The organism is Amycolatopsis sp. MEPSY49 (assembly GCF_051337345.1).
Lineage (GTDB): Bacteria > Actinomycetota > Actinomycetes > Mycobacteriales > Pseudonocardiaceae > Amycolatopsis.
The window spans coordinates 231,702-255,248 of sequence record NZ_JBDLYJ010000002.1 but is presented as its reverse complement, the minus strand read 5'-3'; the positions used below and the strand labels follow the sequence as shown (position 1 = coordinate 255,248).

Here is a 23,547-nt window from a genome sequence, read left to right as displayed (position 1 = left end):
CAGGGTTGACAGCCGGTCTTATAGTGAACTTTGACTTCATAATGCGAACGAGAGGCACGCTGATGAGCCCCGCCATCGCCGCCGTCCTGGACGGCCTGGTCGACATGCACGTCCACTCCGGCCCGAGCCCGTTCCCCCGGCGCTTCGACCACGTCGAGGCCGCGCAGGACGGCGCGCGCATCGGGATGCGCGCCATGGTCGCGAAGTCCCACCACCACAACACGCAGATGGACATCCTCGCGATGAAGGGCCGTCTCGCCGACGTCAAGGCGCAGGCCTTCGGCGGGATCGCGCTGAACAGCACCGTCGGCGGGCTCAACGTGCACGCCGTGCGGATGACCCTGCGGATGGGCGGCAAGGTCGTCTGGTTCCCGACCATCTCCTCCGGCCGGCACATCGACTGCCACCCCGAGGACGGCGCCTTCCCGACCACGACCGTCCCGCTGACGCTGGAGCGCATCGACATCGTCGACGGCGAGGGCGCGCTCAAGCCCGAGGCGCTCGAGATCCTCGACGAGATCAAGGAGCAGCAGGCCGTCCTCAACGGCGGCCACATGTACCCCGAGTACATCAAGACGCTGTTCCAGGAGGCGCACGAGCGCGGGATGAAGCGGATGGTCGTCAGCCACCCCGACTTCGTCATCGGCGCCGACCCGGCGCTGTGCCGCGAGCTGATCGAGCTCGGCGCGTTCATCGAGCACGAGGTCGGCATGTACGACCCCGAGGGCACGCAGAAGTGGGACCCGAAGAACCTGCTGACCTGGATCGAGGCGCTCGGTCCCGAGCACACGGTGCTGGCGTCGGACTTCGGCCAGAAGGCCAACCCGAAGCCGGTCGACGCGTGGCTGCGCGTCGGCGAAGCACTGCTCGACCTCGGCCTGCCGGAGAAGGACCTGCGGCGGATGGTCCGCGACAACCCGACGTACCTGCTGAACCTCGACGCCTGAAAGGACCCGCTCGTGTACGAAAAGGACGATCCCCGCTCGGCCCTGGCCACCGCGGCCCGGCCCGACAGCGGCGACGCGATCGCGGCAGCGCAGTACCTCGACCTGCGGGAGACCCCGGTCGTGCGGGCGCAGAACGTCATCCTGATCCACACCGACGCTCGCGACGGCGACGACCTCGACAACGGCACCCTCGAAGGCGAGCTGGCGATCGTCGTCACCGGCGCCTCCCCCGCGTTCACCGTGCTGACCGGCGACGGCGCGTCCAAAGTGGACTCTCCCGGGCTCGTCGTGGTCCCGCCCGGGCCGTCGCGGATCAGCGTGCACGGCGACGGGCCGCTGGTCCGGCTGGTCGAGGCCACCGAGCCTGCCTGGCGGGATCGGGTCGCCAACGCCGCCGCTTACGCCCAGAACCACCCGCGCGTCACGCTGCTGGAGCGGTGGCCGGCGCCCGCCGAAGAGCGCGTCCGCTTCTACCCGCTGTCGGACGTGCCGGACGACCCGAAGCGGTTCGGGCGGATCTTCCGGACGCGGTCGTTCATGGTGAACTTCCTGCCCCTGCAGGACGGCCCGCGCGACCCACGCAAGCTCTCGCCGCATCACCACGACGACTTCGAGCAGCTTTCCTTGGCCGTGCAAGGCGAATACGTCCACCACATCCGCACCCCGTGGCTGCCCGACAGCACGACGTGGCGCGAGGACGAGCACGTGCGGATCGGCAGCCCGTCGGTGACGATCATCCCGCCGCCGACCGTGCACACCTCCGCGGCGAGCGACCCGGGCGTGAACCAGCTGATCGACATCTTCAGCCCGCCGCGGGTGGACTTCTCCGAGAAACCGGGCTGGGTCCTGAACGCCGACGACTACCCGATGCCGTGAGCGCGCGCACCGGCGGCGGGCTCTTCACCCGCTCGCACACCCCCGTGGGAACCTGGCTGAAGATCGCCTCGACCGAGCCGGCCGAGATCATGGCGTTCGCCGGGTTCGACTTCGTCGTCATCGACCTCGAACACGCGCCCCTCGACCTGGTGACCGCGTACCAGCTGATCAACACCGCGGCGGCGCTCGGCGTGACACCGCTGGTGCGGGTGCCGGACAAGACGCCGTCGACGATCCAGAAGATCCTCGACGCGGGCGCGAGGGGCATCCTCGTGCCGCACGTCGACACCGTCGAAGAGGCGGCGGCCGTCGGGCGGGCGTGCCGGTTCCCGCCGCACGGCGTCCGCGGCGCCGGCGGCACCAGCCGGGCGGGCGCGTGGGGCCTGCGCCCGAACGCGGAGTACCTCGCGGAGGGCAACGACGACGTCCTGTGCATCCCGCAGCTGGAAAGCGTCGAAGCGATCAAGGCCGCGCCGGAGATGCTCGCACTGGACACAGTGGACGCGGTGTTCGTCGGCGCGGCGGACCTGTCGATTTCGATGGGGTCGACGCCCGCGTCGCCGGACGTGCTCGACCTGATCGCCTCGGCGATCGCGGCCGCGCACGACGCCGGGAAGAAGTGCGGGCTCGCGTTCGGCGGCGTTCCGGAGAAGGCCGCGCGGGCGGTCCGGGACGGCTGCGACTTCGTGCTGCTCAGCAACGACACGACGATGCTCGCCGAGGCCGCCCGCGGGCTGGTCCGGGCGTTCCGGGACGCGACGGCATGACGCTCTCGCTGCCGCGCGCCGCGTTGTCGATCGCCGAACTGGACGGCCTCGACCACGACGGGGCCGTCCGGTTCGTGCGGGCGCTCGAGGAGTACGGCCACCGGATGGTGTGGATCCCCGAGGTGAACGGCCGCGAGGCGTTCACGACGGCTTCCTTGGTACTGGCCTCGACTTCGGTTTTGGTCGTCGGCAACGGCGTCGCCCGGGCCCTCGAGCGCGTGCCGAAGTCGGCGGGCTCGGCGGCCCGGGACCTCGCCGCCGGCCACCCCGGGCGGTACGTGCTGGGGCTCGGGGTCAGCGGAGCGGTCCGTGAACGCGGGGTCGGACCGCTCCCCTTCCTGCGGGAGTACCTGGACGGCGTCGACAAGGTGGCGTCCGGGGTGCCGAAGGTGCTGGGCGCGTACTCGGAGGGGATCACGCGGCTGGCCGCCGAACGCGCCGACGGGCTGATCACGTTCCTCGTCACGCCGGAGCACACCCGCTGGGCGCGCGAGACGGTCGGGGACCTCTTCCTGTCGGTCGTCCAGTGGGCGGTGGTGGGGCGGTCGCGCGCCGCCGCTCGCGAGGTCGCGCGGGATCGGCTCGCCTACTACCTGACGCTCCCCCACCAGCTCGCGAAGCTGAAACGGCTCGGCTTCACCGACGCCGACCTCGCGCCACCGGGGTCCGACCGGCTCGTCGACGCGCTCGTCGCCTGCGGCACGCCTTCGCAAGTCCGCGAAGCGGTGCAGGCCCAGTACGACGCGGGCGCGACCCAGGTCGCGTTGACGCTGGTGGGCCCGCTCGACGACGCGAAACTCGACGCCTACCGGGCGCTCTCACCACAGGAGGATTGATGCGCACGGCCGAGAAAGTCATCATCACCACCGCGATCACGGGCTCGGTGAACATCCCGTCGCAGAGCCCGTACCTGCCGCTGTCCGCCGACGAGGTCGCCGACGCCGCGCTGGAGGCGATCGAAGCGGGGTCGGCGATCGTCCACCTGCACGCCCGCGAGCCCGATGGGCGGCCGACGCCCGATCCGGACGTGTTCGAGAAGATCGTCGGGCGGATCACCGCGGAATCCGACGCCGTCATCAACATCACCACCGGCGGCGCGTCGTCGATGACGATGGACGAACGGCTCGCGGCCGCCTACCGGCTGCGGCCCGAGCTCGCGTCGATGAACATGGGGTCGATGAACTTCGTCTACTCGGGCATCGCCGACAAGGTGACGGAGTGGAAGCACGACTGGGAAAAGCCGTACGTGCTCAACACGTATTCGAAGCCGTTCGTGAACACGTTCGACAAGATCGAGCACACGCTGCGCACGCTCGGGGAGACCGGGACGCGGTTCGAGTACGAGTGCTACGACATCGGGCACCTGTACTCGCTGGCGTACTTCGTCGAGCTGGGCCTGGCGAAACCGCCGTTGCTGATCCAGGGCGTGTTCGGCGTCCTCGGCGGGATCGGCGCCGACCACGCGAACCTGGAGCACATGGTGCGGATCGCGGACAAGCTCTTCGGCGACGACTACTGCCTTTCGGCGTTCGCGGCCGGCCGCGACCAGCTGAGCTTCGGCACGCACAGCGCGTGGCTCGGCGGGCACGTGCGCGTCGGCCTGGAGGACAGCCTGTGGATCGGCAAGGGGCGGCTCGCGGAGAGCAACGCCCAGCAGGTCCGGAAGATCCGGGCGGTGGTGGAGGATCTGGGCAAACCGATCGCCACGCCGGCCGACGCGCGCGCGATGCTGGCACTGCGAGGAGGAGCGGCATGAGCTTGCTGACGGGCAAGGTGGTCCTGGTCGTCGGGGCCAGTTCGGGCATCGGCGCGGACGCGGCGCGGGTGTTCGCATCGGACGGTGCCTCGGTGATGCTGGTGGCCCGGAACGAAGAGCCGCTCGCCAAATTGGCGGCGGAGCTTTCGGACCACGACGTCGCGTACACGACGGGCGATGTCTCGTCGGCGTCCGATGTGGACGGTTTCGTTTCGGCGACGGTGTCCCGCTTCGGCCGGCTCGACGGCGCGTTCAACAACGCGGCGATGGGCGGCGGCGGCCGGCTCGACCAGGTGTCCGAAGCGGACTTCGACCGGATCATGGCGGTGAACGTCAAGGGCACGTGGCTGTGCCTGCGGGCGGAGGTCGCGGTGATGGAGCGCCAGGGGTCGGGGTCGATCGTGAACGTGAGCAGCATCGGCGGCCTGCGCGGCAGCCCCGGCATGGGCGCGTATCAGGCGACGAAGCACGCGGTGATCGGCTTGACCCGCACGGCCGCCCACGACTTCGGACCGCTGGGCATCCGGGTCAACGTGCTGGCCCCGGGCCCGACGGAGACCCCGATGCTGGACGAGCTGCGCCGCACGATCCCGGGCGGCGTGGAAGCCCGGATCGCGGCGACGCCGTTGCGGAAGGCGGGCACGGGCACGGAAGTCGGCTCGACGGCGGCGTTCCTGTTGAGCGACCGGGCGAGCCACTTGAGCGGAGTGGTCGTCCCGGTCGACGGCGGCTTCACGGCCTGAGCGGTGGGGCGGCCGCGGCCGCCCCACCGAACGTCAGGCCAGGTCCGGGATCAGCTCGCCGATCAGCCGGATGCTCTTCAGCACCTTGTCGTGCGGGATGCCGCCGATCTGCTGGAGGCACATCATCCGGTCGATGCCCAGCTCGGCGTACGCGCGCAGCTTCTTGCGGCACGTCTCCGGGCTGCCCACGATCAGCGAGTCCTGCGCGCTCAGCACCTCGAACACCTCGTCGTCCGGGACCTGCTCGCCCTGCAGGATCCGGGCGATCAGGAGGTTCGCCTCCGACGGCGCGTTCGATGCCTCGCCGCGCAGGAAGTCGCCCGTCAGGCCCGGGGACTTCACCAGCTCCTCGTTGCGGGCGTTGGCGCGCACGAACTCCGTCGCCGCTTCGAAGAACGTCAGCGCCGTCACCGTGTACCACGCCGCCGCGGCCGCCGCGCCGCCCCGCATGGCCTCCTCGTCCGTGTCCGCGCAGTGGACGAACGTGAAGAAGCCGACCTGGTCGTTGACGAACGCCCCGACCGGTTCCGTGCACTGCGCGGCCGCGGCCCGGTACAGGCCGACCAGCCGGCCCGCGCGTTCCAGGGACTCCCACATCGTCGTCCCCAGCACGCCCACCCCGCGCCGGCCGGCCTCCTCGAACGACGCCGGGCTCGCCGCCGCCTGCCAGAGCGGCGGGTGCGGCCGCTGCAGCGGCTTCGGCCCGATCCCGACGCCGTCGACGCGGTAGGCGTCGCTCTCGTAGGAGAACCGGTCCGAAGTCCACATTCTCGGCACCATCTCGAACGCCTGCTGCGTCTGCGCGCGGGCGTCGTCCGGTTCGATGCCGAAGAGGCGCCATTCGGGGATGGTCGACCGGGTCAGGCCCAGTTCGACGCGCCCGCCGCTGAGGTGGTCGAGCGTCGCCGCGCGCTCGGCGACGCGGATCGGATGGTTGAACCGCCCGGGCGCGAGCACCGCGGAGTGCCCGAGCCGGATCCGGCTGGTGCGCTGCGAAAGCGCGGCGAGCATCAGCTCGGGCGCGGACGAGAGGCTGAACTCCCCCGCGCCGTGGTGCTCGACCTGCCACCAGCACCCGTAGCCGAGCTCGTCGGCGAGGACGGCCTGTTCGATCGCTTGCCGGAACCGCAGCTGTTCGTGCCCTTCCGGCCACGGTCGCGGGTTCTGGATCTCGTTGAACAGGTCGATCTTCATCCACGGCCTCTGCTTCCTCGGGGTCACCGCAGAGTCAGTCTCCGAGCGCTACCGGGCCGTTACGGATGGCACCCGGACGGAGCAGCACCGGCTTAGCCACCACCCACCCGGATCGCCACGGCGCCCAGCGCGACGGTCCCGCACACGACGAGCCCGGTGTACCCCACCACGAAGGAGAGCTTGGCGAGCGACCGCGCGGGCCGGGGCCACACGCGGTCCAGCTGGTAGGCGGCGCCGGCGAGGACGTCCTGGCGCGTCTTTCCCTCGGCGACGAGCGAACGGGCTTTCGCGGTCAGCCAGAACCCGCCGATGATCTTGACCTGCTTGGTCGCGGCTCCGGCCATGCGCTGCACTTCGTAGGTCTGATTGCTGACCAGGAAGCCGTAGAGCAGCAAGAACCCGAAGGTGAGGCCGCCGAGCACGATGGGGAGGCGCCAGCCGATGCCCTGGGGCTGGTCCCGGTAGGTCACCCACAACAGCGCCACGGCGAGCGCGGCCAGCAGGCCGCTGACCTTCTGCGCACCACGGGGGACGTCCTCTTCGCTGGGCTCCCAGCGCGACCGGCCCCGAAAAGCCAGCGCGAGCGCCGAACCCATCGCCATGATGGTGCCGGCGACGTTGACTATGCCGGCGAAGGAACCGTAGTCGGGTTGCATCTCCGCCTCACAGGTACAGTTTCGCGCTGGTCGCCGCCGGCACGTCGTATTCGGCGTCCTCGAAGGTCAAGGGGAGGAATTGGCCGGTGGCGCCGAAGCAGTACCTGCCGGGCCGGAGACATCCTCGGACCGGAGTACTGGGCGCTCCGAAGACCAACGCCTCGTCACGCCAGTACGCCGGGTGGTAGTGCACGCGCAGGTCCGGTGAATTCGTGTGCACCTCGAAATCGAGACCGAACGACGGGGATTCCGCGGACCGCCGTCCTTCGCCGGACAGGCGCACCGACAAGAACCGCCCCATCCGCGCGACGAATCCCCGGCGAGCCTCGCCCGGATCGACGAGGTCACGGAACTCCCGCCTCCGTCGCCCTCGCCGGTCGCGCCCGGCCACCCGGCGCAGCAGGGTGAAAACCGTCCGCGGGTCGCTCTCGACGCCGTCGGCGGGAAAGAGCGCCGCGTGGAGGTTGACGGGCAGCGCCACCCCGTCGCCGGCGAAGATCGCCACCATCGGCAGGTTGTTCTCTTCGAGGTAGCGGTACTGCCGCGCGAACCGCTCGGCGTCGACGGCGACGTCCGTGATCACACCGGTGCGGTAAAGCCGCCTGGTCTCGACCGATCCGCGGCCGACCAAAGCGGTGGCGAGCTCTTCGTACTGCGACGGCGGTTCCGGCGACGACATCGGGCATCCCTCTCCCGAGGGCGGCCGGCGAAGTCCCGGGTCTGGTCTGCCGGCACCTGCCGCCATCGATGTTTACGAGTCGGCTTGCGGCCACGGAGCGTTACAGGCGCCAGTCAGAGCAGTTTGGTCATCGGGTCGTCCGGGTGGCACGCTTCTTCCGGACGAAGGGCGGTGCCCATGGCGATCCGGCCGGACGGGCCGCGGCGGGCCGAGGTGCTCGCCGCGCTTTCGCTCGCCATCGATCTCGGGCTCGGACAGCCCATGGAGCACATGCTGCGCTCCGCTCTCATCGCCACCCGGCTCGCCGACCGGCTCGGGCTCGACGATGACCAGCGCGGCACCACCTTCTACGCCACCCTCGTCGCCTGGATCGGCTGCCACGCCGACTCGCACGAACTCGCCGCGTGGTTCGGCGACGACATCGCCTTCCGCTCCGCCACCTACCGCGTCGACTGGGCCGGCCTGCCCTTCCTGCGCCTGCTCGCCACGCACGCCGGCCGCGAGCGGACGCCGGTCGCGCGGGGCGTCGTCGCGGCCGCCTTCCTCCTGCGCGCCCGCGGTCGGCTCGCCGAGCTCATCCACTCCCACTGCTCCTCCGCCGGGCGGCTCGCGGACCGGCTGGGGCTCGACGAGACCGTCGCCCGGGCGCTGGCCGGCACCTTCGAACGCTGGGACGGCAGCGGCCTGCCCGTCGGCGCCCGCGGCGACCAGCTGCCGATCGAGGTGCGCGTCGTGCACCTCGCCGAGGTCGCCGAGGTTCACCTGCGCCGCGGTGGCGTTGCCGCCGCACAAGCCATGGCCGAAGCCCGCAGCGGCCGCCAGTTCGACCCCGCCGTCGTCGCGGCTTTCACCGGCGCCGCAGGCGAAATCCTCGACGGCCTGCTCGACGCCGACGTCTGGACGGCCGCCCTCGAGCAGGCTCCCGACCGCGACCGGACGCTGACCGACGACGAACTCGACGACCTGCTCACCGCGATCGGCGACTTCGCCGATCTCAAGTGCCCCTTCGCCATCGGCCACTCACGGGGAGTCGCCGACCTCGCCGCCGAAGCCGCGCGGCACAGTGGACTGTCCGAACCGGACATCCGGCTCGTCCGGCGGGCCGGGCTGGTGCACGACCTCGGCCGGATGGGCGTGCCCAACAGCATCTGGGAGAAGCCCGGTCCGCTGTCGGAAGCCGAGCGGGAACGCGTCCGGCTGCACCCGTACCTGACCGGCCGGATCCTGCGCCGGGTCACGGGTTTGGAGCAGGTCGCCGCCATCGCGGCGGCGCACCACGAACGGCTCGACGGCTCCGGCTACCCGCTCGGCGCGGCCGGCGCGGCGCTCGGCCCGCACGCGCGGCTGCTCGCCGCCGCCGACGTCTACCACGCGCTGCGCGAACCGCGGCCGCACCGCCCGGCGCGCGACGCCGTGGACGCGGCCGAGATCCTGCGGCAGCAGGCGCGGGAGTCCCGGTTGGACGCTCACGCCGTCGACGCCGTGCTGCTCGCGGCCGGGCACGCGCGCCGCCGGACGGCGCACCCCGCGGGGCTGACCGGGCGCGAGGTCGAGGTGCTGCGGCTGCTCGCCGGCGGGGGCTCGAACCGGGTGATCGCGCGGGAGCTGTCGATCAGCGAGAAGACGGTCCGCAACCACGTCGAGCACATCTACACCAAGGCCGGCGTGTCCAACCGGACCGGCGCCGGGCTGTTCGCGCTCGAACACGGCATCGCCGGCCTGCCCGGAAGATGAGGCATCCGCCCCATGCGCGGGCGGCCGGGCGAGCACGAGGCTGAGGGACACCGAAAGGAGCCCGCCATGCCCACCCGTGCCGTCATCAGCCTCACCACCGGACTCGAAGACCCCGAAAAGGTCACCGTCGCGTTCCTCGTCGCGGTCGGCGCCGCCGAACAGCACCGCCCGACCCTGATGTTCCTCACCAAGGAGGCGGTCCGCCTGGCCCTCGACGGCTTCGCCCAGGCGACGGCCTGCGAAGGCTGCCCGCCGCTGGCCGACCTGGTCAAGCGCTACGAAGCCGCCGGCGGCCGGTTCCTGGTCTGCCCGATCTGCTTCACCGCCCGCCACCTCACCGACGAAGGCATGGTCGCCAACGCGTCCCTCGGCGGCACCGTGCCGATGTGGGAGTGGATCGGCGACGAGCCCGTCACGACGTTCAGCTACTGACGCCATGACCACCGCAGGCGAGAAGTTCGCCCACGCTCTCGCGGCCCGTGATTCGGCCGGGCTGCGCGCACTGCTGGCCGGCGAAGTCGACTTCGCCGCGCTCACCCCGGGCCGCCACTGGACCGCGACCGATCCCGCGGAGATCGTCGACAACGTCATCCTCGGCCGCTGGTTCGGTCCCGGCCGGACGATCCACGAGCTGTGCTCGGTCACCACCGGCCGGGTCGCGGACTGCGAGCACGTCACCTACCGGCTGCGGGTCGAACGCGACGGCGTCGACCACCTCGTCGAGCAGCAGGCCTACTACACGGCGCGAAACGGCGAAATCGGCTGGTTGCGCGTCCTCTGCTCCGGCTACCGGCCACTCGCCGGCTGAGAATCCGATCACGTCGGCGTGGCTCACCGCGCCGCGGGGCCGTCCGCCTGCCATCCTCTGGCGACCAGGAAGACAGGCGGACGGAGGCACCCGTGGGCGTCATCAGCTGGATCGTGCTCGGGCTCATCGCGGGCTTGCTCGCGAAGGCCCTCATGCCGGGCAAGGACCCCGGCGGCTGCATCATCACGATCCTGCTCGGCATCGGCGGGGCGTTCGTCGGCGGCTGGGTCGGCAAGACCCTGTTCCACACGGATCTCGGCACGTTCTTCGATCTCCGCACGTGGGGCTTGGCCGTCCTCGGCGCGCTGATCATCCTCGTCCTTTACCGGATGGTCTTCGGCCGCAGCCGCCGCGACTAGCCTCAGTTCAGGCTGACGCCGTAGGCGCTCATCGCCTCGCCGACCGGCTGGAAGAACGACGTCCCCGAGCCCTTGCCGGACGTGATGCCGAGGCCGACGCTGCCGGCGAACAGGCAGCCGCCCGAGTCGCCCGGGTTGACCAGCGCGTTGGTCTGGATCAGCTGGGACACCGAGCCCTCGGCGTAGTTCACGGTCACGTTCGTCCGCGTGACCGAGCCCGACGTCAGGTGCGTGGTGCTGCCGCTCTTGCTGATCCGCTGGCCGACCGTCGCGGTGCCGGCGGAGCTGATCCGCTGCGTGGAGCCGTTCCACAGGGTGACCGCGCCCGGCGCGCTGCCGGTGGTGTTGCGGATCAGGCCGTAGTCGTTGCCCGGGAAGCTCGACCCCTGCGACGGGCCGACGTTCCACTGCGACACCGCGCGCGTGCAGTGGCCGGCGTCGAGGATGTAGTTCTGGCCGCCGCGGTTGGTGTTGAAGCCGACCGAGCAGCGGGTGCCGCCGCCGGTGATGGCCTCGCCGTTGTAGATCGCCGTGTGCATCTCGCCGGCGACCCGTTCGACCCGGACGCGGTCGCCGAGCGACGCCGCGGCGTTCAGCAGGGCGTCGGTGCCCTTGGCCGCGTCCGCGACCGTCAGCACGACCTGGTTGGTCTTCGGGTCGAGCCCGATCGAGGTGTGCGCGACCGCGGGCAATGCCTGCAGGGCGTGCTGCGCGCCCGCAAGCGCCGCGCTCGAGTGCTTGACGAGCCGGGCCTGCGCGCCGGCCGCGGTGACCCGGTCGGCGGCCGCCTGGTCGAGCACGTTCACCACGGGTTTCGCGGCGGCGTCGAGGTAGCCGTCGGCAGCACGGGCGCCGAGCGCGGCGGTGACCTGGTGCAGCGTCTCGACGCTCGCCGCCTGCGTCCGCAGGAGCGCGACCGCGGCGGACTCGCTGACGCCGGTTTCCGCGGCGAGGGACGCGACGGCGTCGCGCTGGACGTCGGGTGAATAGCCGTCGATGGTGACCGCGCCGGCCGGGCTGGTCAGGAAGCCGGCGACCGCGGCGGTGGCCACCAGCGCGGTGGCGGTGCGGGCGAGCAGGTGTCTTGTGCGCATGCCGGTACTCGCTTTCACGGGGGAACCGGCACGAGGGATGTCCGCGCCGGTCGGTGGGGTGACCGGTGATCCGGTGCGCCCGAGGGTGTTCCCGTGGCAGGGCCCGCGGTACCGACTTTCGTCGTACAGGACAAAAGATAGGTACCGGGCATTTCGGACTCCCGTCCGAGCCCGCACAGTAACCGGGCAGCGAAGGCGGACCAGTCCCCCGCCGCGGTCCACCCGACCGTCCACTTGCGACGGACCGGGCGGCTCAGCTCCTTGGCGGCGAAGGCCAGGCGACGTCGTCGATCGTCAGGAAGGGCTCGCCCGCCACCAGCGCCGGCGTGGTCTCCGTGAACGCCCGGACCTCCCGGTGCAGGTGGGACTGGTCGGCGTAGCCGGCGTCGGCGGCGACGCGGGCCGCGTCCTGGCCCGCGACCAGGCGGTGGACGGCGTGGTCGAAGCGGACGAGCCGCGCCGCGCGCTTGGGCGGCAGCCCGGCCTGCGCCTGGAACCGGGACCACAGGCGCTTGCGGCTCCAGCCGACCTCGGCGGCCAGCCGGTCGACGCGCACCCGGCCGCGGGTGCGGACCATCCGGTGCCAGGCCCACGCGACCTCCGGGTCCGCCGCCGGTCCGGTCTCGCCGCGGCGGGCGAGCAGCGCGTCGGTCAGCGCGAACCGCTCGTCCCACGAGGACGTCTCGCTCAGCCGCTCGCCGAGCCGGGCCGCCTCCCGGCCCCACAGGTCCTCCAGGGCCACGAAGCCGTCGAGTTCGCCGGGGCGGACGCCGAGGACCGTGCCGGCGAGCACCGGAGGCAGGCGGACCTGCACGCAGGCGAAGTCCGTCGCGTGGGTGATACGCGTCGAGCCGAAGCCGAGGCCGAGGCCGGCGACGACGCTCCCCCACTGCCGTCGTCCGGCGGCGTCGGCCACGGCGACGGTCCCGGTACCGAAGATCACGGCCAGGGTGACGGCCGGGGGCGGGATCAGCCGGAGGCCGGCCGGGGTGCGGCCGCGGTCGCGGAAGCCGGCCATCGCCACCCCGGCGACGCGGCCGGGGCGGGACGGACGAGCGACGTCCCACAGCGCCTCGGCCACGTCTCCAAGCTACGCGGAACATTCGTCCAAGCCACCCGGGTTGGCGCGCGGCCAGGCTTGGCGCATGACGAACCTGCACGTGACCGACGACGGCCCCCGCGACGCCCCGGTCCTCCTCCTCGTCCACGGATCCGCCTCTTCGGTCCGGTCCTGGGACGCCCTGCTGCCCTTGCTCGCCGAGCGCCACCGCGTGGTCCGGATCGACCTGCTCGGGCACGGCCGGTCGGCCAAGCCGGCCGACGCCGGCTACGGCGTTCCCGAGCAGGCCCGCCGGGCCGGGGCCGAGCTGGACCGGCTCGGCATCGGGCGCGCCGTCGTCGTCGGCCACTCGACCGGCGGGCTGGTCGCGACCGCCCTCGCCGAGGAGCGGCCCGGCCTGGTCACCGCGGTCGTGCTCGTCGACACCGGGCCGAGCATGGACACCTACATCGGGCCGCGGACCGCCTTCGGCCCGGAACAGTGGGCGGGGCTGACCGACGAGCAGGTCCGCGAGGCGATGAGTTCCGCGTTCGGCCGTCCCGATCACGAAGCTCCGGCGTCGCTCGTGGCGGACGTGCGTGGGATGACCTTCGCGGGGTTCACCGCGGCGCAGCGCGGAGCCGTCGAATACCTTGCGCGGCAACCGGTCCCGGACCGTCTGACGGCGCTGGGCACGCCGGTGCTGGTGCTCTTCGGCGAGGACGACCGGCGCTGGCGGCCTTCGACGTCCCTCGCGGCTTACCGGGCCGTGCCGGGCGCGCGGGTCGTGTCCCTGCCCGGTGCCGGCCATTCGCCGATCCTCGAAGACCCGGCGGCGACCGCCGAAGCGCTGCTGGCGTTCACAGCAAACTGCCGGTAATACCCACTTCGGTCCGGACTCAAACACCGCACGGCTCGGCCCACGCCGCCGCGGCACGGGTGGCAGGATGTGGCCGGTGAGCATGCGGACCAGGAACAACGTCGTCGAGACCGGGCGCGAAGACGGGCCGGTCGTGCTGCTGGCCCACGGCTTCGGCTGCGACCAGAACCTGTGGCGCCTCGTCGTCCCCGCCCTCGCCGAGCGGTACCGCGTCGTGCTGTTCGACCACACCGGCGCCGGGCGCTCGGACCTGTCCGCCTGGACCCCGGAGCGCTACGGCACCCTCGACGGCTACGCCGACGACATCCTCGCCCTGTGCCGCGAACTCGGCCTGACCGACGTCGTGCTCGTCGGGCACTCGGTCAGCGCGATGATCGCCGTGCTGGCCGCCAACCGCGAGCCGAAGCGGTTCGCCAAGCTCGTGCTGCTCACGCCGTCGCCCTGCTACATCGACGACGACGGCTACCGCGGCGGCTTCAGCCGCGAGGACATCGACGAGCTGCTGGAAGCGCTGGAGTCGAACTACCTCGGCTGGTCGGCGGCGATGGCGCCGGTGATCATGGGCAACCCGGACCGCCCGGAGCTGGGCGAGGAGCTCACGAACAGCTTCTGCCGCACCGATCCCGCGATCGCGCGGGTCTTCGCGCGCGCCACCTTCCTTTCCGACAACCGCGACGACCTGGCGAAGGTCTCCGTGCCGACGCTGGTCGTGCAGTGCGCGCAGGACGCCATCGCGCCGCCCGAGGTCGGGCAGTTCACCCACGACCGGATCGCCGGCAGCCGGCTGGTGACGCTCGACGCGATCGGGCACTGCCCGCAGCTGTCCGCGCCCGAAGCCACCGCAGCCGCGATCACGGCGTTCGCGAGCGGCCCGTGATGTGCGAGGCCGGCGCGGGCGGCCGGGAGGACGCGGACCCGGCGTTTTCCGCGCTGCTGGAGGACAGCGCGGAGGACCTCTACGAGAACGCCCCCTGCGGCTACCTCTCGACGCTGCTGGACGGCACCATCGCGAAGATCAACGCGACCCTGCTGGGCTGGCTCGGCTACGAGCGCGGAGAGATCGTCGGCCGACGGCGGTTCTCCGACCTGCTGACCGTCGGCGGCCGGCTGTACCACGAGACGCACTTCGCGCCGTTGCTGCGCATGCAGGGCGAGCTCGGCGGCGTCGCCTTCGAGCTGAAGACCGCGACCGGCGACCGCCTGCCGGTGCTGGTGACCTCGACGGTCAAGACCGGCCTCGACGGGGAGGCCCAGCTCATCCGCACGACGGTGTTCGACGCGCGCGACCGGCGCGCCTACGAGCAGGAACTGCTGCGGGCGCGCGACGAAGCCGAGCGGGAACGCGACCGCGTCGAGCGGCTGGCGCGGACGCTGCAGCAGACGCTGCTGCCGCCGGCGCCGGCCGAGGTGCCCGGCATGCAGGTCGCGGCCTACTACCACCCGGCGTCGGCCGACCAGGTCGGCGGCGACTTCTACGACCTGTTCCCGGTGACCGGCGACACCTGGGGGTTCTTCCTCGGCGACGTCTCGGGCAAGGGTGCGCCGGCCGCGGTGGTGACGTCGCTGGCGCGCTACACGCTCCGGGCGGCCGCGGTCCACGACCCGGACCCGGTCGTCGCGCTCGGCACCCTCAACACCGTGCTCAACCAGCAGTTCCACGGCACCGACCCGCGCTACTGCACGGTGGTCAACGGCCGCATCCGGCCGGACGGCGACCACGCCGCGGTCACCCTGGCCGGCGGCGGCCACCCGCCGGCGTTGCTGATCCCGGCCGCCGGGACCGCGCGGTTCCTGCCGCTGCCGGGCGGTCAGCTGGTCGGCGCCCTGCCCGCCGCGCGGTTCGTCTCGGCCGACGTCCGCCTGGCGCCCGGTGACACGCTGCTGCTCTACACCGACGGGCTGACCGAAGCCCGCGCGAACGGCCGCGCCCGCTACAGCGAAGAACGGCTTCGCGACGACCTGACCGGCCTGGCCCCGACGACCGCCCCGGCGGTGGTCGAGGCGGTCACCGCCCTGCTGGCCGGCTTCGGCGACGGCGTCGAGGACGACACCGCCCTGCTGGCGTTCAGCATCCCCCTGCCCGGAGGCGATCAGCCATGACGAGCCCGTTCTCGACCTCGACCGAATCCGCGGACACGGGCCCGATCCTGACCGTCCGCGGCGAGCTCGACGTCGCCACCGCGCCCCGGCTGCGCGCCCGGATCGGGGAACTGGTGCTGGCCGCCGGGCAGCTGCTGGTCGTCGACCTGGCCGAGGTGACGTTCTGCGACTCCAGCGGGATCTCGGCGTTGATCGCGGCGCGCAACGCCGCCGAGGCGGCCGCGGCGTCGATCGCCCTGGTCGCCGTGCCGGCCCGGCTCGCGAGGACGTTCGCGCTGACCGGGTTGTCGGACTTCTTCCCGACCTACCCGACCGCCGAGGAGGCCGTCCGTCAGAGGCAGGGCGGCCGGTAGCCGTCGATGCGCAGGCCGCGGAACTCGAGCCGGTTCGGCGTCTTGCCCACGAAGACCAGGCCGCGGGCTTCGGTGAGCGCCGACGCGAACGAGTAGGCCGGCGTCCCCAGTTCCGGCAGTGACGTCCACGCGCGCGGCTGGAAGCCGAAGAACTTCGTGACGAGCTTGCCGTGCGTCGAGGGCACCAGCGTGAGCCACTTGTCCCCGCCGCTCCAGTGCGACGCCGGCCGCAGCTGGACGTACAGGTCGTCGGTCGCGCGGTAGGTCAGCCAGAACCCGGCCGACTGGGCGAGGTCGGCCTGCGCCTCGAACTGGTTCCCCAGCCACACGACGGCCACGTGCCATTCGGCGTTCAGGAAGTCGATCTTCGCCGAGTACCGGTGGCCGTCGCGGACAAGAAGGCTCCCGGTGGCCGGGACGGTGGTGCCCTCACCGCTGGCGAGCCACTGCTGCAGCCGGTCGATCGACGGCGTCGCGCACTCGCACGGTGCCGCCGGCGACGCGTTCGCGGCCGGGGTGACCAGGGAAAGCAGGAGGAGGGATGCGATGACCGCGAGCGTCCGGGCGAAGGCGAGGCGCATGCCGGGAAGCTAGCACACCGGATGTGCGCCGCGTCACGGAATGCGCGTCGATCTTGGGCGCTACACAGGAGTAGGAACCGATCGAACCCCCAAGGAGGGCCATGTCCGCCACGACCACGCCGGCCGACGCCTCGACCACCCCGGTGGTCCCGGTGCTCGACGACTTCGACTTCGACCTCACAGACGGCGCGGCCTGCCGCATCGACGACCCGGACTGCGAAGCCTGCCAGTGAGCCGGTGTCCCCGGTGCGGACCGCTGCCGCACCGGGGACCCGCGGGCGTCGTCCGCCACTCCGGAGCAGTCCGAAGTGGACACTCAGACCGTGCCCATGTCCAGCGACAGCCAGTGCTCCGGCCTCAGGAACACCACGATGTGCTCGCCGACCTGGTCCCGCTCGAACTCCAGGTACTCGTCCACCTTCTCCGGCGGCAGGTACCGGCTCGCCATCTCCCGGGCCCGCGCGGGGGTGTCCGGCTCGATCCGCGGTACCGGTCCCTCCACCGAGACGTACCGGACCGTCGGCGAGCTCCGCTGCGCCAGCAGGCTGAACCGCCCCGCCGCCTCGATCGCCTTCAGCTTCCGCGACCGCGGCGAGGTCCGGACCCACAGCTCGCCACCCGGGGTGTACTGGTACCACAGCGGTACCGTCAGCGGGGCCCGGTCCGGGCGCTCCACCACCGACAACGCCCCGATGTGGGGCTCGGCCAAAAACTTCTCGCGCTCTTCCGCCGAAAGTGCCATATCCGGGAAGCTACCCGGCAGCACCGACAGAAAACTCACGTCTCCGGCAGCGCGAAGACCTCGTCCACCGAATACCGGCGTGGGGACAGGCCTTGTTCGTGGTGGTACCGCAGGTACGTCTCCAAAACGACACGATTGGCTGAAATCCCGTACGGCCACCACTCCGGGCCGAACTGGGCCTCGTTGCGCTCGACCAGCGCGTTCAGCCACGGCACCATCGTCGGCACCTGGTACAGCCGGCGGTCACGCCGGTAGCGGTCCGCGGCCGACTCCGCCGCCGCCGAGAACAGCCGGTAGACCTCGCCCGCCGAATCCAGCAGCTCGCGGCGGATCACCACCGCGTGCATGATCGGGAAGATCCCCGTGCGCCGGTGGTAGTCGCGCTCGAGCGGCTCGTAGTCCGGGAACAGGCGGGCCACGTCCGGGGCGCCGTCGAGCACGCACTGTGGGACGTTCGCCGAGAACAGCGCGTCGATCCCGCCCGTCGCCAGCAGGTCTCCGAGCGCCCGGTCGGTCGTCGTCACCGAAACGTCGTGCGGGCGCGGGTGCGGGACGAACCCGAACGGCTCGGCCGGGCGCTCCAGCCCGCCGATCACCCACCGGTTGCGCGCCGGCTCGAAGCCGTGCTCGTCCATCAGGATTCCCTTGGCCCACACGCCGGAGTCCTGCCCGTACGTGCCGAACTCGCCGATCGTCCGGTCCACGAGATCACCCGGCCCGGTGATCCCGGAGCGCTTGTTCACGAAGACGCACGAGTGCCGGAACACCCGGTTGGGGAAGATCGGCAGCGCCACGTACGGAAGACCGGACTCGAGCAGCCGCAAGTAGAACGTCAGGCCCAGCTCGGCGACGTCGAACTCGTGGTCGCGGACCGTCCGCTCGAAGATCTCCGGCAGCGTGCCGGCCGTTTTCACCGTGACGTCCGTCCGGTCGAACAGCGGCCGCGTCGTGTCGTACCGGTAGCACCCGATCGTCAGTGTCATACCGGGAATCGTTCGCCACCGGCACCCCGCGCGTCCAAGTCCGGCTCGGTCCACCCGATACCGCGAAGGTATCGTGTCGCGGTGGACCTGCGCGCGCTCCGGTACTTCGTCGCGGTCGCCGACGAGCGGCACGTCGGCCGGGCCGCGAGCCGGTTGCACATGACGCAGCCGCCGCTCAGCCGGGCCATCCGGCAGCTGGAGGACGAGCTCGGCGCCGCCCTGTTCGAGCGCACCCCCAAGGGCGTCACCCTCACGCCCGCCGGCACCGCGCTCTACGACGAAGCCGACGCGCTCCTCAAGCAGGCCGACCGGATCCGCGGCCGGGTCACCGCCGCGGCGGGCGCGGCGAGCCTGACCGTCGGCACCCTGGCCGACGCGGCCGAGCACGTCGGCACCCGGCTGGTCCCGCTGTTCCGGGAGCGCCACCCGCACGTCGACGTCCGCGTCCACGAAGCCGGCCTCGGCGATCCGTCGGCGGGCCTGCGCGGCGGCCTCGTCGACGTCGCGCTGACGCGAACTCCCTTCGACACCACGGGAATCGGCACGTACGTGCTGCGCTCGGTGCCGGTCGGGGTGGTGGTGCGCGACGACGACCCGCTCGCCCGCCGGCCCTCGATCCCGGCCGCCGAGCTGACCGGCCGCCGGTGGGTCCGGCTGCCCGACGGGACCGATCCACTGTGGACCGGGTACTGGACCGGCGGCGCGCCCGGCGAGGGCGCGCCGGTGCTGCGGACCGTCCAGGAATGCCTGCAGGCGGTGCTGTGGAACGGAACCGCGGCGCTCGCCCCGGTCGACCAGCCGCTGCCGGCCGGCCTCGTCGTCGTGCCACTGGCGGACCGGCCGCCGAGCGACCTCGTGGTGGCGTGGCCGAAGACCGGCCGCAGCCCGCTGGTCCGCAGCTTCGTCCAGGTGGCCGTCACCGGCCACCGAGGGTGATCGCCGGATTCAAGGCTCCGCGCGCAGGCGGGCGCCCGCTCGACGTCCCGGCGTCCCGGCGGCAGTCGGTGCCGCTCAGCGGTAAGGCGCTCCACCCGGCGCCTGCGCCCGCGGCGCCTGCGGCCGCGGCACCTGCCCACGCGGCGGTTGCGCCCGCGGCGCCTGTCCCCGCGGTACCTGGCCACGCGGTGCCGGTGTCCGCGCTGCCTGCGTCCGCGGCGCCGGTGGTGGCCCCGCCCGCCGCGGCTGAGGCCGCGCCTCCGCCGGGCGTGGCGCCCGCGAGCGCTCCTCTTCCGGGACCCGCGACGGCCGGTTCGCCCACGAATCGAACAGCACGATCAAGCCCGCGAACACCGCGCAGCCCAGCCCCAGTGCCACGTTGACCAGCGACCCGATGATGCCGGCCACCAGCAGCACCGGCAGCACCGCCATCAGGCAGTACGGGTCGATCCTGCCGAACTTCGGGCGGGCCGGCCCCTCCCGGGGACTCACCGCGCGACCTCCGCTTTCCCTCGCGCCATGGTCGCAGTATGCAACCCGCGGGGCGGCGCGGCCACCTTCCGGGCCCAAAAAACCGGACAAAGCGACCGATCACGCAGGATCGCGCAGTGCGATCTCCACCTCAGTGCCCGTCAAGCGGCGGGGGCCGACGTAGTACAGCACCGCCCCGGCCGCCAGCTCCGCGTCCCACGGCGGGTTCACCACCAGGCCTTCGCCGGTGCGGGCCGCCAGCACCGTCGCCCCGTACGCGCGCCCCAGGGCCAGGTGGCAGCGGGAGGCTCGCAGCCGGCCGAGGGACTCCGGGAGCGTCACCGAGAACGTGTCGGCGCCGCCCGCCGTCATCAGCTCCGCGTACACCTCCGCGATCCCCGGGGACGTCAGCTCCTCCGTCACCATCCGCGGCGTGTGCCACTGGACACAGCGGATGCGGCGGTCCACGTACCGCACCAGCTCGGCCCGCTCGAGGTCGCGCAGCGTGACGACCACGTGCGCCGCGGGGCTGGCGTGGTCGACCGTTACCGCGACCGCCAGCGCCTCGTTGTCGTCGGCCACGTCGACCAGGACCGCGGCCGCGCGCGCGACGCCCGCGCGGGCCAGGACGTCCGCGGCCGTCGGCTCGCCGCGGACGAACTCCACCGGCTGCCCCGGCATCGGGTGCACCGGCACCTCCGCGCAGAGCACCAGCCCGCTCACGCCGTCGGCCAGCAGCTGCGCCACGATCCGCTCGGTCCGCCCCACCGCGTACCCGATCAGCACCGTGTGCCCGCTCAGCCGCACCGCCTCCGTCCCCTGCATCCGCCGTCCCTTCGCCTGCTCCAGCAGCCCCGCGAGCTTCGTGAACACCGTCGTCAGCGTGGCGAGGCCGCCGATGATGACGTACGCGCCCACGACGTGGCCGGTGGCGGTCTCGGGCGAGTAGTCGCCGTAACCGACCGTGGTCGTCGTGACGACGAAGTACCACCAGTAGTTGCCGGGCCGGACCAGCTCGCTGCCGGCCGGCTCGGCGAGCGCCATCAGCGGCCAGCTCGTCGCGAACACGACCACCACGACCACGACCGGCAGGAGCCAGCCCCGGGTCAGCACCCAGCGCGCGAGCAGCCGCGAGAGGAAGAACGACACCGATCCTCCTCACCGGACTCGGGTCACCGGTCCCGAAACCTGATCACACGGCGCTACCAGGCACAACGGTGTTTACCGGACCGTGACGGCCGGACAAGAACGGACAGATTCCCGCGGCCGGCGGGGAAGAACGCGCATCCCGTGGTGGACTGTCAGCGGTCCCCCGCCGCCGGAAGAGGTACGCGCATGAGGAAACGGGTCCGTTCGGCACTCTTCGCGACGGTGCTCGCGTGCGGCTTGCTCGCCACCCCGGCGGCCGCCGCCGCGGCGCCACCGAGCCTCGAGTTCGCGAACCCCGGCAGCCAGGCACTGTTCGGCACCGCTTATCAAGAAGCGCTCGACAACCTGCTCCGCACCAACACCATCGGCTACGACGCGAAGTACGACAAGAGCGGCCTGCTCGACCCGGCCACCGGCATCGTCCGCGCGGGCGGCGGCTACGACCAGCCGTGGACGCGCGACGCGTCGATCAACAGCTGGAACGCCACGAGCCTGCTCTCCCCCGCGCTCGCCCGGAACACGCTGTGGGCGGTCGTCGACAAGGACGCCGGCGGCGCCCTGCGCGTGCAGCAGGACGACCAGCAGTGGGACCAGGTCGTCTGGGCGACGGCGGCGTGGCACCACTACCTGGTCACCGGCGACACCGCCTTCCTCGGCAACGCCTACCGCGCGACGGCGAACACGCTGGCCATCCGCGAACACGCCACCACGGCGGGCTTCGACGCGAAGTACGGGCTGTTCACCGGCGCGTCGTTCTTCAACGACGGCATCGCCGGTTACCCCGCGCCGCCCGCCGACGCGACGGAGTCGGTCAGCACCGGCAGCATGCCGTGGCCGGGCGTCGCGAGCGGGATGTACCTCAGCACCAACGAGGTCTACTACGCCGCCTACGTCAACGCCGCGAACATGGCGGAAAAGCTCCGGCGCCCGGGCGCGGAGATCGCCGGCTACCGGACGAAGGCGAACGCGCTGAAGGCCGCGATCAACGACCACTTCTGGAACGCGAAGACCGGCCTCTACGACTACCAGCTCCTCGCCGACGGCTCCCGCGGCGCCTACCAGGAAGGCACCGGGCTGGCCTTCGCCCTGCTCTTCGGCGTCGCGAACCCGGCGCAGGCGCGGTCGATCGTCGCCAACGCGCGGGAAATGACGTGGGGGATGCCCGACACGTTCCCGAACTGGGCGCGCTATTCGGACGCGCAACCGGGACGGCACAACGCGATCGTCTGGCCGCTGGTCCAGGGCCTGTGGGCGAAAGCCTTGGCCGGACAAGGGAACCAGAGCGCTTTCGCGTCGGAAGTGGCGCGGCTGGCCAAGCTGGCGGGCGGCAACAGCGGGTACTGGGAGATCTACAACGGCGGCACCGGTGTCGTCGACGGCGGCTACCAGCGGCTCGGCGACACCGTGAAGTTCCACTGGGGCTCCGAACCCGACCAGACCTGGTCGGCCACGGCGTTCCTCGACATGATCCACACCGGCCTGTTCGGCCTGACGTTCACCGACCGCGGCCTGGTGTTCTCACCCGACCTCCCGGCGGGCTGGGGTGACGTCACCCTCCGGAACCTCCACTACCGCACCGCCACCCTGACGATCGCGCTGCGCGGCGCGGGCACCAAGGTCGGCTCGTTCACGATCGACGGCCGGCCCGCGCCCGGCAACGCCGTCCCGGCCACGCTGACCGGCGAGCACACCATCGCGATCACGCTCACCGGCGCGGCCGCCGGCGACCGGGACGGCGACGGCGTGTCCGACGCTGCCGACCGCTGCGCCGACACCGCGGGCACCGTCGGCGGGTGCCCGGCCCCGGGCCACCTCGAGGCGGAGGACGCGCTCAACACCGGCGGCGTGAAGACGAACGTCAACCACACCGGCTACTCCGGCCGGGCGTTCCTCGACGGGCTGTGGGCGCAGGGCGCGGCTTCGTCGTTCACCCTGCACCGCGCGTCGGGCGACCCGGCGACGACCGCGCTCACCGTGCGCTACGCCAATGCCAACAGCGACACCCGCACGATGACGCTGTCCGTCGACGGGCAGCGGCTGCGGCAGGTGAGCTTCCCGAAGGTCTCCGACAGCTGGGACGCCTGGGGCACGGTGACCTTCGGCGACGTCCCGATCGGCGGCCGCGACCCGGTGGTCACGCTGTCCTACGCATCCGGGGACACCGGCTCGATCAACCTCGACTGGCTGGCCGCCGGCTGACGCGTCACCCGAACCGGTGAACTCCCGGCCCGGCCGTCACAGCCGGGCCGGGGAGCCCCTCTCGTTGTTCGTCGCGGTGGCCGGGCGGCACGCCCCCCGACCGGCCGGCCACCGCGCACACGTCGCCGGGCGCCGCATACTGGACCGGTGAGCGAACCCATCCCGCTGTTCCCGGTCACGCGCGTCGACCCCGCGCGGTTCGCGGCCGCGCAGCACCGCCTCTTCACCGGGATGCGGCTGCGGATCGGCCGGTCCGGCGTCGCGCACCGCGTCGCCTGGGTGCCGTGGCTCGACGAGCTGACCCTGCCCGCGCCCGCCTGCCACCAAGGGTGGTCCGGGCTCGGCGCGGCGGGCGAGATCACCCCGACCGACGGGCCGGTGACCTGCCGCAAGTGCCTGCGCCTCGGCGGCGAACCGGACGATCCCGCCCAGCACCCGCTCTTCGCGCTGCCGGAGCCGCACTGACCGGTTAGGACCGGACCGGCCGGGTACCTGGCCGGG

28 protein-coding genes are annotated in these 23,547 nt (G+C 72.3%); 18 read left to right on the top strand and 10 right to left on the bottom strand.

The features are described from left to right. Nucleotides 1–62: 62 nt before the first annotated feature. Genes ABFJ78_RS10245 through ABFJ78_RS10220 form a run of 6 tightly spaced genes read left to right on the top strand, consistent with a single transcriptional unit; the run spans nucleotide 63 to nucleotide 5,089 of the window. A complete protein-coding gene (locus ABFJ78_RS10245; RefSeq protein WP_372666289.1) occupies nucleotides 63–947 on the top strand; it encodes a DUF6282 family protein in 885 nt (294 codons plus the stop codon). A gap of 12 nt (nucleotides 948–959) precedes the next feature. Beyond that, nucleotides 960–1,823, top strand: a complete 864-nt coding sequence (locus ABFJ78_RS10240; protein WP_436385652.1) for a hypothetical protein — start codon at nucleotides 960–962, stop codon at nucleotides 1,821–1,823. Then, nucleotides 1,820–2,590, top strand: a complete 771-nt coding sequence (locus ABFJ78_RS10235; RefSeq protein WP_436385651.1) for an HpcH/HpaI aldolase family protein — start codon at nucleotides 1,820–1,822, stop codon at nucleotides 2,588–2,590. The genes ABFJ78_RS10240 and ABFJ78_RS10235 overlap by 4 nt, the downstream gene beginning before the upstream one ends. Next, nucleotides 2,587–3,426: an LLM class flavin-dependent oxidoreductase gene (locus tag ABFJ78_RS10230; RefSeq protein WP_436385650.1), complete on the top strand. Its 840-nt coding sequence runs from the start codon at nucleotides 2,587–2,589 to the stop codon at nucleotides 3,424–3,426. Before ABFJ78_RS10235 ends, ABFJ78_RS10230 begins: the two co-directional genes overlap by 4 nt. Continuing rightward, nucleotides 3,426–4,346: a 3-keto-5-aminohexanoate cleavage protein gene (locus tag ABFJ78_RS10225; protein WP_436385649.1), complete on the top strand. Its 921-nt coding sequence runs from the start codon at nucleotides 3,426–3,428 to the stop codon at nucleotides 4,344–4,346. Before ABFJ78_RS10230 ends, ABFJ78_RS10225 begins: the two co-directional genes overlap by 1 nt. Next, a complete protein-coding gene (locus tag ABFJ78_RS10220; protein WP_436385648.1) occupies nucleotides 4,343–5,089 on the top strand; it encodes an SDR family NAD(P)-dependent oxidoreductase in 747 nt (248 codons plus the stop codon). Before ABFJ78_RS10225 ends, ABFJ78_RS10220 begins: the two co-directional genes overlap by 4 nt. A 33-nt stretch (nucleotides 5,090–5,122) precedes the next feature. Here ABFJ78_RS10220 and ABFJ78_RS10215 read toward each other — a convergent pair whose 3' ends face one another. The 3 genes from ABFJ78_RS10215 to ABFJ78_RS10205 all read right to left on the bottom strand — a co-directional run bounded on the left by ABFJ78_RS10215 (nucleotide 5,123) and on the right by ABFJ78_RS10205 (nucleotide 7,618). Further along, entirely contained in the window at nucleotides 5,123–6,283 is a 1,161-nt protein-coding gene (locus ABFJ78_RS10215) for an LLM class flavin-dependent oxidoreductase (protein ID WP_436385647.1), read from the bottom strand. 92 nt (nucleotides 6,284–6,375) lie between these two features. Beyond that, the gene (locus tag ABFJ78_RS10210) at nucleotides 6,376–6,939 is read right to left on the bottom strand and encodes a hypothetical protein (RefSeq protein ID WP_436385646.1); all 564 of its coding nucleotides are present in this window, start codon (nucleotides 6,937–6,939) and stop codon (nucleotides 6,376–6,378) included. Nucleotides 6,940–6,946: 7 nt separating this feature from the next. Further along, complete coding sequence (locus ABFJ78_RS10205) at nucleotides 6,947–7,618, bottom strand: hypothetical protein (protein ID WP_436385645.1); 672 nt, start codon at nucleotides 7,616–7,618, stop codon at nucleotides 6,947–6,949. A 177-nt stretch (nucleotides 7,619–7,795) separates the two neighbouring features. Between ABFJ78_RS10205 and ABFJ78_RS10200 the strand changes: the two genes are divergently transcribed. From ABFJ78_RS10200 to ABFJ78_RS10185, 4 genes are all read left to right on the top strand, one after another. After that, nucleotides 7,796–9,352 (top strand): HD domain-containing phosphohydrolase, encoded by a 1,557-nt coding sequence (locus tag ABFJ78_RS10200; RefSeq protein ID WP_436385644.1) that lies wholly within the window; start codon nucleotides 7,796–7,798, stop codon nucleotides 9,350–9,352. Nucleotides 9,353–9,418: 66 nt separating this feature from the next. After that, nucleotides 9,419–9,784, top strand: coding sequence for a DsrE family protein (locus ABFJ78_RS10195; protein WP_436385643.1), 366 nt, complete (start codon nucleotides 9,419–9,421; stop codon nucleotides 9,782–9,784). A 4-nt stretch (nucleotides 9,785–9,788) separates the two neighbouring features. Next, the gene (locus ABFJ78_RS10190; RefSeq protein ID WP_436385642.1) at nucleotides 9,789–10,160 is read left to right on the top strand and encodes a hypothetical protein; all 372 of its coding nucleotides are present in this window, start codon (nucleotides 9,789–9,791) and stop codon (nucleotides 10,158–10,160) included. A gap of 92 nt (nucleotides 10,161–10,252) precedes the next feature. After that, complete coding sequence (locus ABFJ78_RS10185) at nucleotides 10,253–10,519, top strand: GlsB/YeaQ/YmgE family stress response membrane protein (RefSeq protein WP_436385641.1); 267 nt, start codon at nucleotides 10,253–10,255, stop codon at nucleotides 10,517–10,519. 2 nt (nucleotides 10,520–10,521) lie between these two features. Here ABFJ78_RS10185 and ABFJ78_RS10180 read toward each other — a convergent pair whose 3' ends face one another. Beyond that, a complete protein-coding gene (locus tag ABFJ78_RS10180) occupies nucleotides 10,522–11,613 on the bottom strand; it encodes an alpha-lytic protease prodomain-containing protein (RefSeq protein WP_436385640.1) in 1,092 nt (363 codons plus the stop codon). A gap of 253 nt (nucleotides 11,614–11,866) precedes the next feature. After that, nucleotides 11,867–12,694 (bottom strand): helix-turn-helix domain-containing protein, encoded by an 828-nt coding sequence (locus ABFJ78_RS10175; RefSeq protein ID WP_436385639.1) that lies wholly within the window; start codon nucleotides 12,692–12,694, stop codon nucleotides 11,867–11,869. Between the two features lie 64 nt (nucleotides 12,695–12,758). On the opposite strand from ABFJ78_RS10175, the gene ABFJ78_RS10170 reads away from it, so the two are divergent. The 4 genes from ABFJ78_RS10170 to ABFJ78_RS10155 all read left to right on the top strand — a co-directional run bounded on the left by ABFJ78_RS10170 (nucleotide 12,759) and on the right by ABFJ78_RS10155 (nucleotide 15,985). After that, the gene (locus tag ABFJ78_RS10170) at nucleotides 12,759–13,532 is read left to right on the top strand and encodes an alpha/beta fold hydrolase (protein ID WP_436385638.1); all 774 of its coding nucleotides are present in this window, start codon (nucleotides 12,759–12,761) and stop codon (nucleotides 13,530–13,532) included. Between the two features lie 76 nt (nucleotides 13,533–13,608). Further along, nucleotides 13,609–14,409 carry an alpha/beta fold hydrolase gene (locus ABFJ78_RS10165; protein ID WP_436385637.1) on the top strand — a complete coding sequence of 267 codons (801 nt, stop codon included), beginning with the start codon at nucleotides 13,609–13,611 and terminating at the stop codon, nucleotides 14,407–14,409. Continuing rightward, nucleotides 14,409–15,632 (top strand): PP2C family protein-serine/threonine phosphatase, encoded by a 1,224-nt coding sequence (locus tag ABFJ78_RS10160; protein WP_436385636.1) that lies wholly within the window; start codon nucleotides 14,409–14,411, stop codon nucleotides 15,630–15,632. The genes ABFJ78_RS10165 and ABFJ78_RS10160 overlap by 1 nt, the downstream gene beginning before the upstream one ends. Beyond that, nucleotides 15,629–15,985 (top strand): STAS domain-containing protein, encoded by a 357-nt coding sequence (locus tag ABFJ78_RS10155; RefSeq protein ID WP_436385635.1) that lies wholly within the window; start codon nucleotides 15,629–15,631, stop codon nucleotides 15,983–15,985. Before ABFJ78_RS10160 ends, ABFJ78_RS10155 begins: the two co-directional genes overlap by 4 nt. Here the strand turns inward: ABFJ78_RS10155 and ABFJ78_RS10150 are convergent. Next, the gene (locus ABFJ78_RS10150; protein WP_436385634.1) at nucleotides 15,964–16,566 is read right to left on the bottom strand and encodes a hypothetical protein; all 603 of its coding nucleotides are present in this window, start codon (nucleotides 16,564–16,566) and stop codon (nucleotides 15,964–15,966) included. The two genes, ABFJ78_RS10155 and ABFJ78_RS10150, sit on opposite strands and share 22 nt — an antisense overlap. Nucleotides 16,567–16,667: 101 nt before the next feature. Here ABFJ78_RS10150 and ABFJ78_RS10145 point away from each other — a divergent pair, with 101 nt between their 5' ends. Next, a complete protein-coding gene (locus tag ABFJ78_RS10145) occupies nucleotides 16,668–16,799 on the top strand; it encodes a hypothetical protein (RefSeq protein ID WP_372666270.1) in 132 nt (43 codons plus the stop codon). Nucleotides 16,800–16,882: 83 nt separating this feature from the next. On the opposite strand, the gene ABFJ78_RS10140 is transcribed toward ABFJ78_RS10145, so the two are convergent. Together ABFJ78_RS10140 and ABFJ78_RS10135 are read right to left on the bottom strand one after the other, a co-directional pair. After that, a complete protein-coding gene (locus ABFJ78_RS10140) occupies nucleotides 16,883–17,308 on the bottom strand; it encodes a pyridoxamine 5'-phosphate oxidase family protein (protein WP_436385633.1) in 426 nt (141 codons plus the stop codon). A gap of 35 nt (nucleotides 17,309–17,343) precedes the next feature. After that, on the bottom strand, nucleotides 17,344–18,291 hold the full coding sequence (locus tag ABFJ78_RS10135; RefSeq protein ID WP_436385632.1) for a 4,5-dihydroxyphthalate decarboxylase: 948 nt from the start codon (nucleotides 18,289–18,291) through the stop codon (nucleotides 17,344–17,346). A gap of 81 nt (nucleotides 18,292–18,372) precedes the next feature. Here ABFJ78_RS10135 and ABFJ78_RS10130 point away from each other — a divergent pair, with 81 nt between their 5' ends. Then, nucleotides 18,373–19,227, top strand: a complete 855-nt coding sequence (locus tag ABFJ78_RS10130) for a LysR family transcriptional regulator (RefSeq protein ID WP_436385631.1) — start codon at nucleotides 18,373–18,375, stop codon at nucleotides 19,225–19,227. A 75-nt stretch (nucleotides 19,228–19,302) separates the two neighbouring features. On the opposite strand, the gene ABFJ78_RS10125 is transcribed toward ABFJ78_RS10130, so the two are convergent. Together ABFJ78_RS10125 and ABFJ78_RS10120 are read right to left on the bottom strand one after the other, a co-directional pair. Continuing rightward, complete coding sequence (locus ABFJ78_RS10125; protein WP_436385630.1) at nucleotides 19,303–19,719, bottom strand: hypothetical protein; 417 nt, start codon at nucleotides 19,717–19,719, stop codon at nucleotides 19,303–19,305. Between the two features lie 99 nt (nucleotides 19,720–19,818). After that, nucleotides 19,819–20,847, bottom strand: a complete 1,029-nt coding sequence (locus ABFJ78_RS10120; protein ID WP_436385629.1) for a potassium channel family protein — start codon at nucleotides 20,845–20,847, stop codon at nucleotides 19,819–19,821. A gap of 186 nt (nucleotides 20,848–21,033) precedes the next feature. Between ABFJ78_RS10120 and ABFJ78_RS10115 the strand changes: the two genes are divergently transcribed. Continuing rightward, nucleotides 21,034–23,046 (top strand): MGH1-like glycoside hydrolase domain-containing protein, encoded by a 2,013-nt coding sequence (locus ABFJ78_RS10115; protein ID WP_436385628.1) that lies wholly within the window; start codon nucleotides 21,034–21,036, stop codon nucleotides 23,044–23,046. Nucleotides 23,047–23,193: 147 nt separating this feature from the next. Beyond that, on the top strand, nucleotides 23,194–23,511 hold the full coding sequence (locus tag ABFJ78_RS10110; protein ID WP_436385627.1) for a hypothetical protein: 318 nt from the start codon (nucleotides 23,194–23,196) through the stop codon (nucleotides 23,509–23,511). The last annotated feature ends 36 nt before the right edge of the window (nucleotides 23,512–23,547 follow it).

Excerpts from the sequence above, each read along its gene's own strand:
- ABFJ78_RS10245 (WP_372666289.1), top strand. The coding sequence starts at position 63 with ATGAGCCCCGCCATCGCCGCCGTCCTGGACGGCCTGGTCGACATGCAC.
- ABFJ78_RS10230 (WP_436385650.1), top strand. The coding sequence starts at position 2,587 with ATGACGCTCTCGCTGCCGCGCGCCGCGTTGTCGATCGCCGAACTGGAC.
- ABFJ78_RS10225 (WP_436385649.1), top strand. The coding sequence starts at position 3,426 with ATGCGCACGGCCGAGAAAGTCATCATCACCACCGCGATCACGGGCTCG.
- ABFJ78_RS10220 (WP_436385648.1), top strand. The coding sequence starts at position 4,343 with ATGAGCTTGCTGACGGGCAAGGTGGTCCTGGTCGTCGGGGCCAGTTCG.
- ABFJ78_RS10215 (WP_436385647.1), bottom strand. The coding sequence starts at position 6,283 with ATGAAGATCGACCTGTTCAACGAGATCCAGAACCCGCGACCGTGGCCG.
- ABFJ78_RS10210 (WP_436385646.1), bottom strand. The coding sequence starts at position 6,939 with ATGCAACCCGACTACGGTTCCTTCGCCGGCATAGTCAACGTCGCCGGC.
- ABFJ78_RS10205 (WP_436385645.1), bottom strand. The coding sequence starts at position 7,618 with ATGTCGTCGCCGGAACCGCCGTCGCAGTACGAAGAGCTCGCCACCGCT.
- ABFJ78_RS10200 (WP_436385644.1), top strand. The coding sequence starts at position 7,796 with ATGGCGATCCGGCCGGACGGGCCGCGGCGGGCCGAGGTGCTCGCCGCG.
- ABFJ78_RS10195 (WP_436385643.1), top strand. The coding sequence starts at position 9,419 with ATGCCCACCCGTGCCGTCATCAGCCTCACCACCGGACTCGAAGACCCC.
- ABFJ78_RS10190 (WP_436385642.1), top strand. The coding sequence starts at position 9,789 with ATGACCACCGCAGGCGAGAAGTTCGCCCACGCTCTCGCGGCCCGTGAT.
- ABFJ78_RS10180 (WP_436385640.1), bottom strand. The coding sequence starts at position 11,613 with ATGCGCACAAGACACCTGCTCGCCCGCACCGCCACCGCGCTGGTGGCC.
- ABFJ78_RS10170 (WP_436385638.1), top strand. The coding sequence starts at position 12,759 with ATGACGAACCTGCACGTGACCGACGACGGCCCCCGCGACGCCCCGGTC.
- ABFJ78_RS10160 (WP_436385636.1), top strand. The coding sequence starts at position 14,409 with ATGTGCGAGGCCGGCGCGGGCGGCCGGGAGGACGCGGACCCGGCGTTT.
- ABFJ78_RS10155 (WP_436385635.1), top strand. The coding sequence starts at position 15,629 with ATGACGAGCCCGTTCTCGACCTCGACCGAATCCGCGGACACGGGCCCG.
- ABFJ78_RS10150 (WP_436385634.1), bottom strand. The coding sequence starts at position 16,566 with ATGCGCCTCGCCTTCGCCCGGACGCTCGCGGTCATCGCATCCCTCCTC.
- ABFJ78_RS10145 (WP_372666270.1), top strand. The coding sequence starts at position 16,668 with ATGTCCGCCACGACCACGCCGGCCGACGCCTCGACCACCCCGGTGGTC.
- ABFJ78_RS10140 (WP_436385633.1), bottom strand. The coding sequence starts at position 17,308 with ATGGCACTTTCGGCGGAAGAGCGCGAGAAGTTTTTGGCCGAGCCCCAC.
- ABFJ78_RS10135 (WP_436385632.1), bottom strand. The coding sequence starts at position 18,291 with ATGACACTGACGATCGGGTGCTACCGGTACGACACGACGCGGCCGCTG.
- ABFJ78_RS10115 (WP_436385628.1), top strand. The coding sequence starts at position 21,034 with ATGAGGAAACGGGTCCGTTCGGCACTCTTCGCGACGGTGCTCGCGTGC.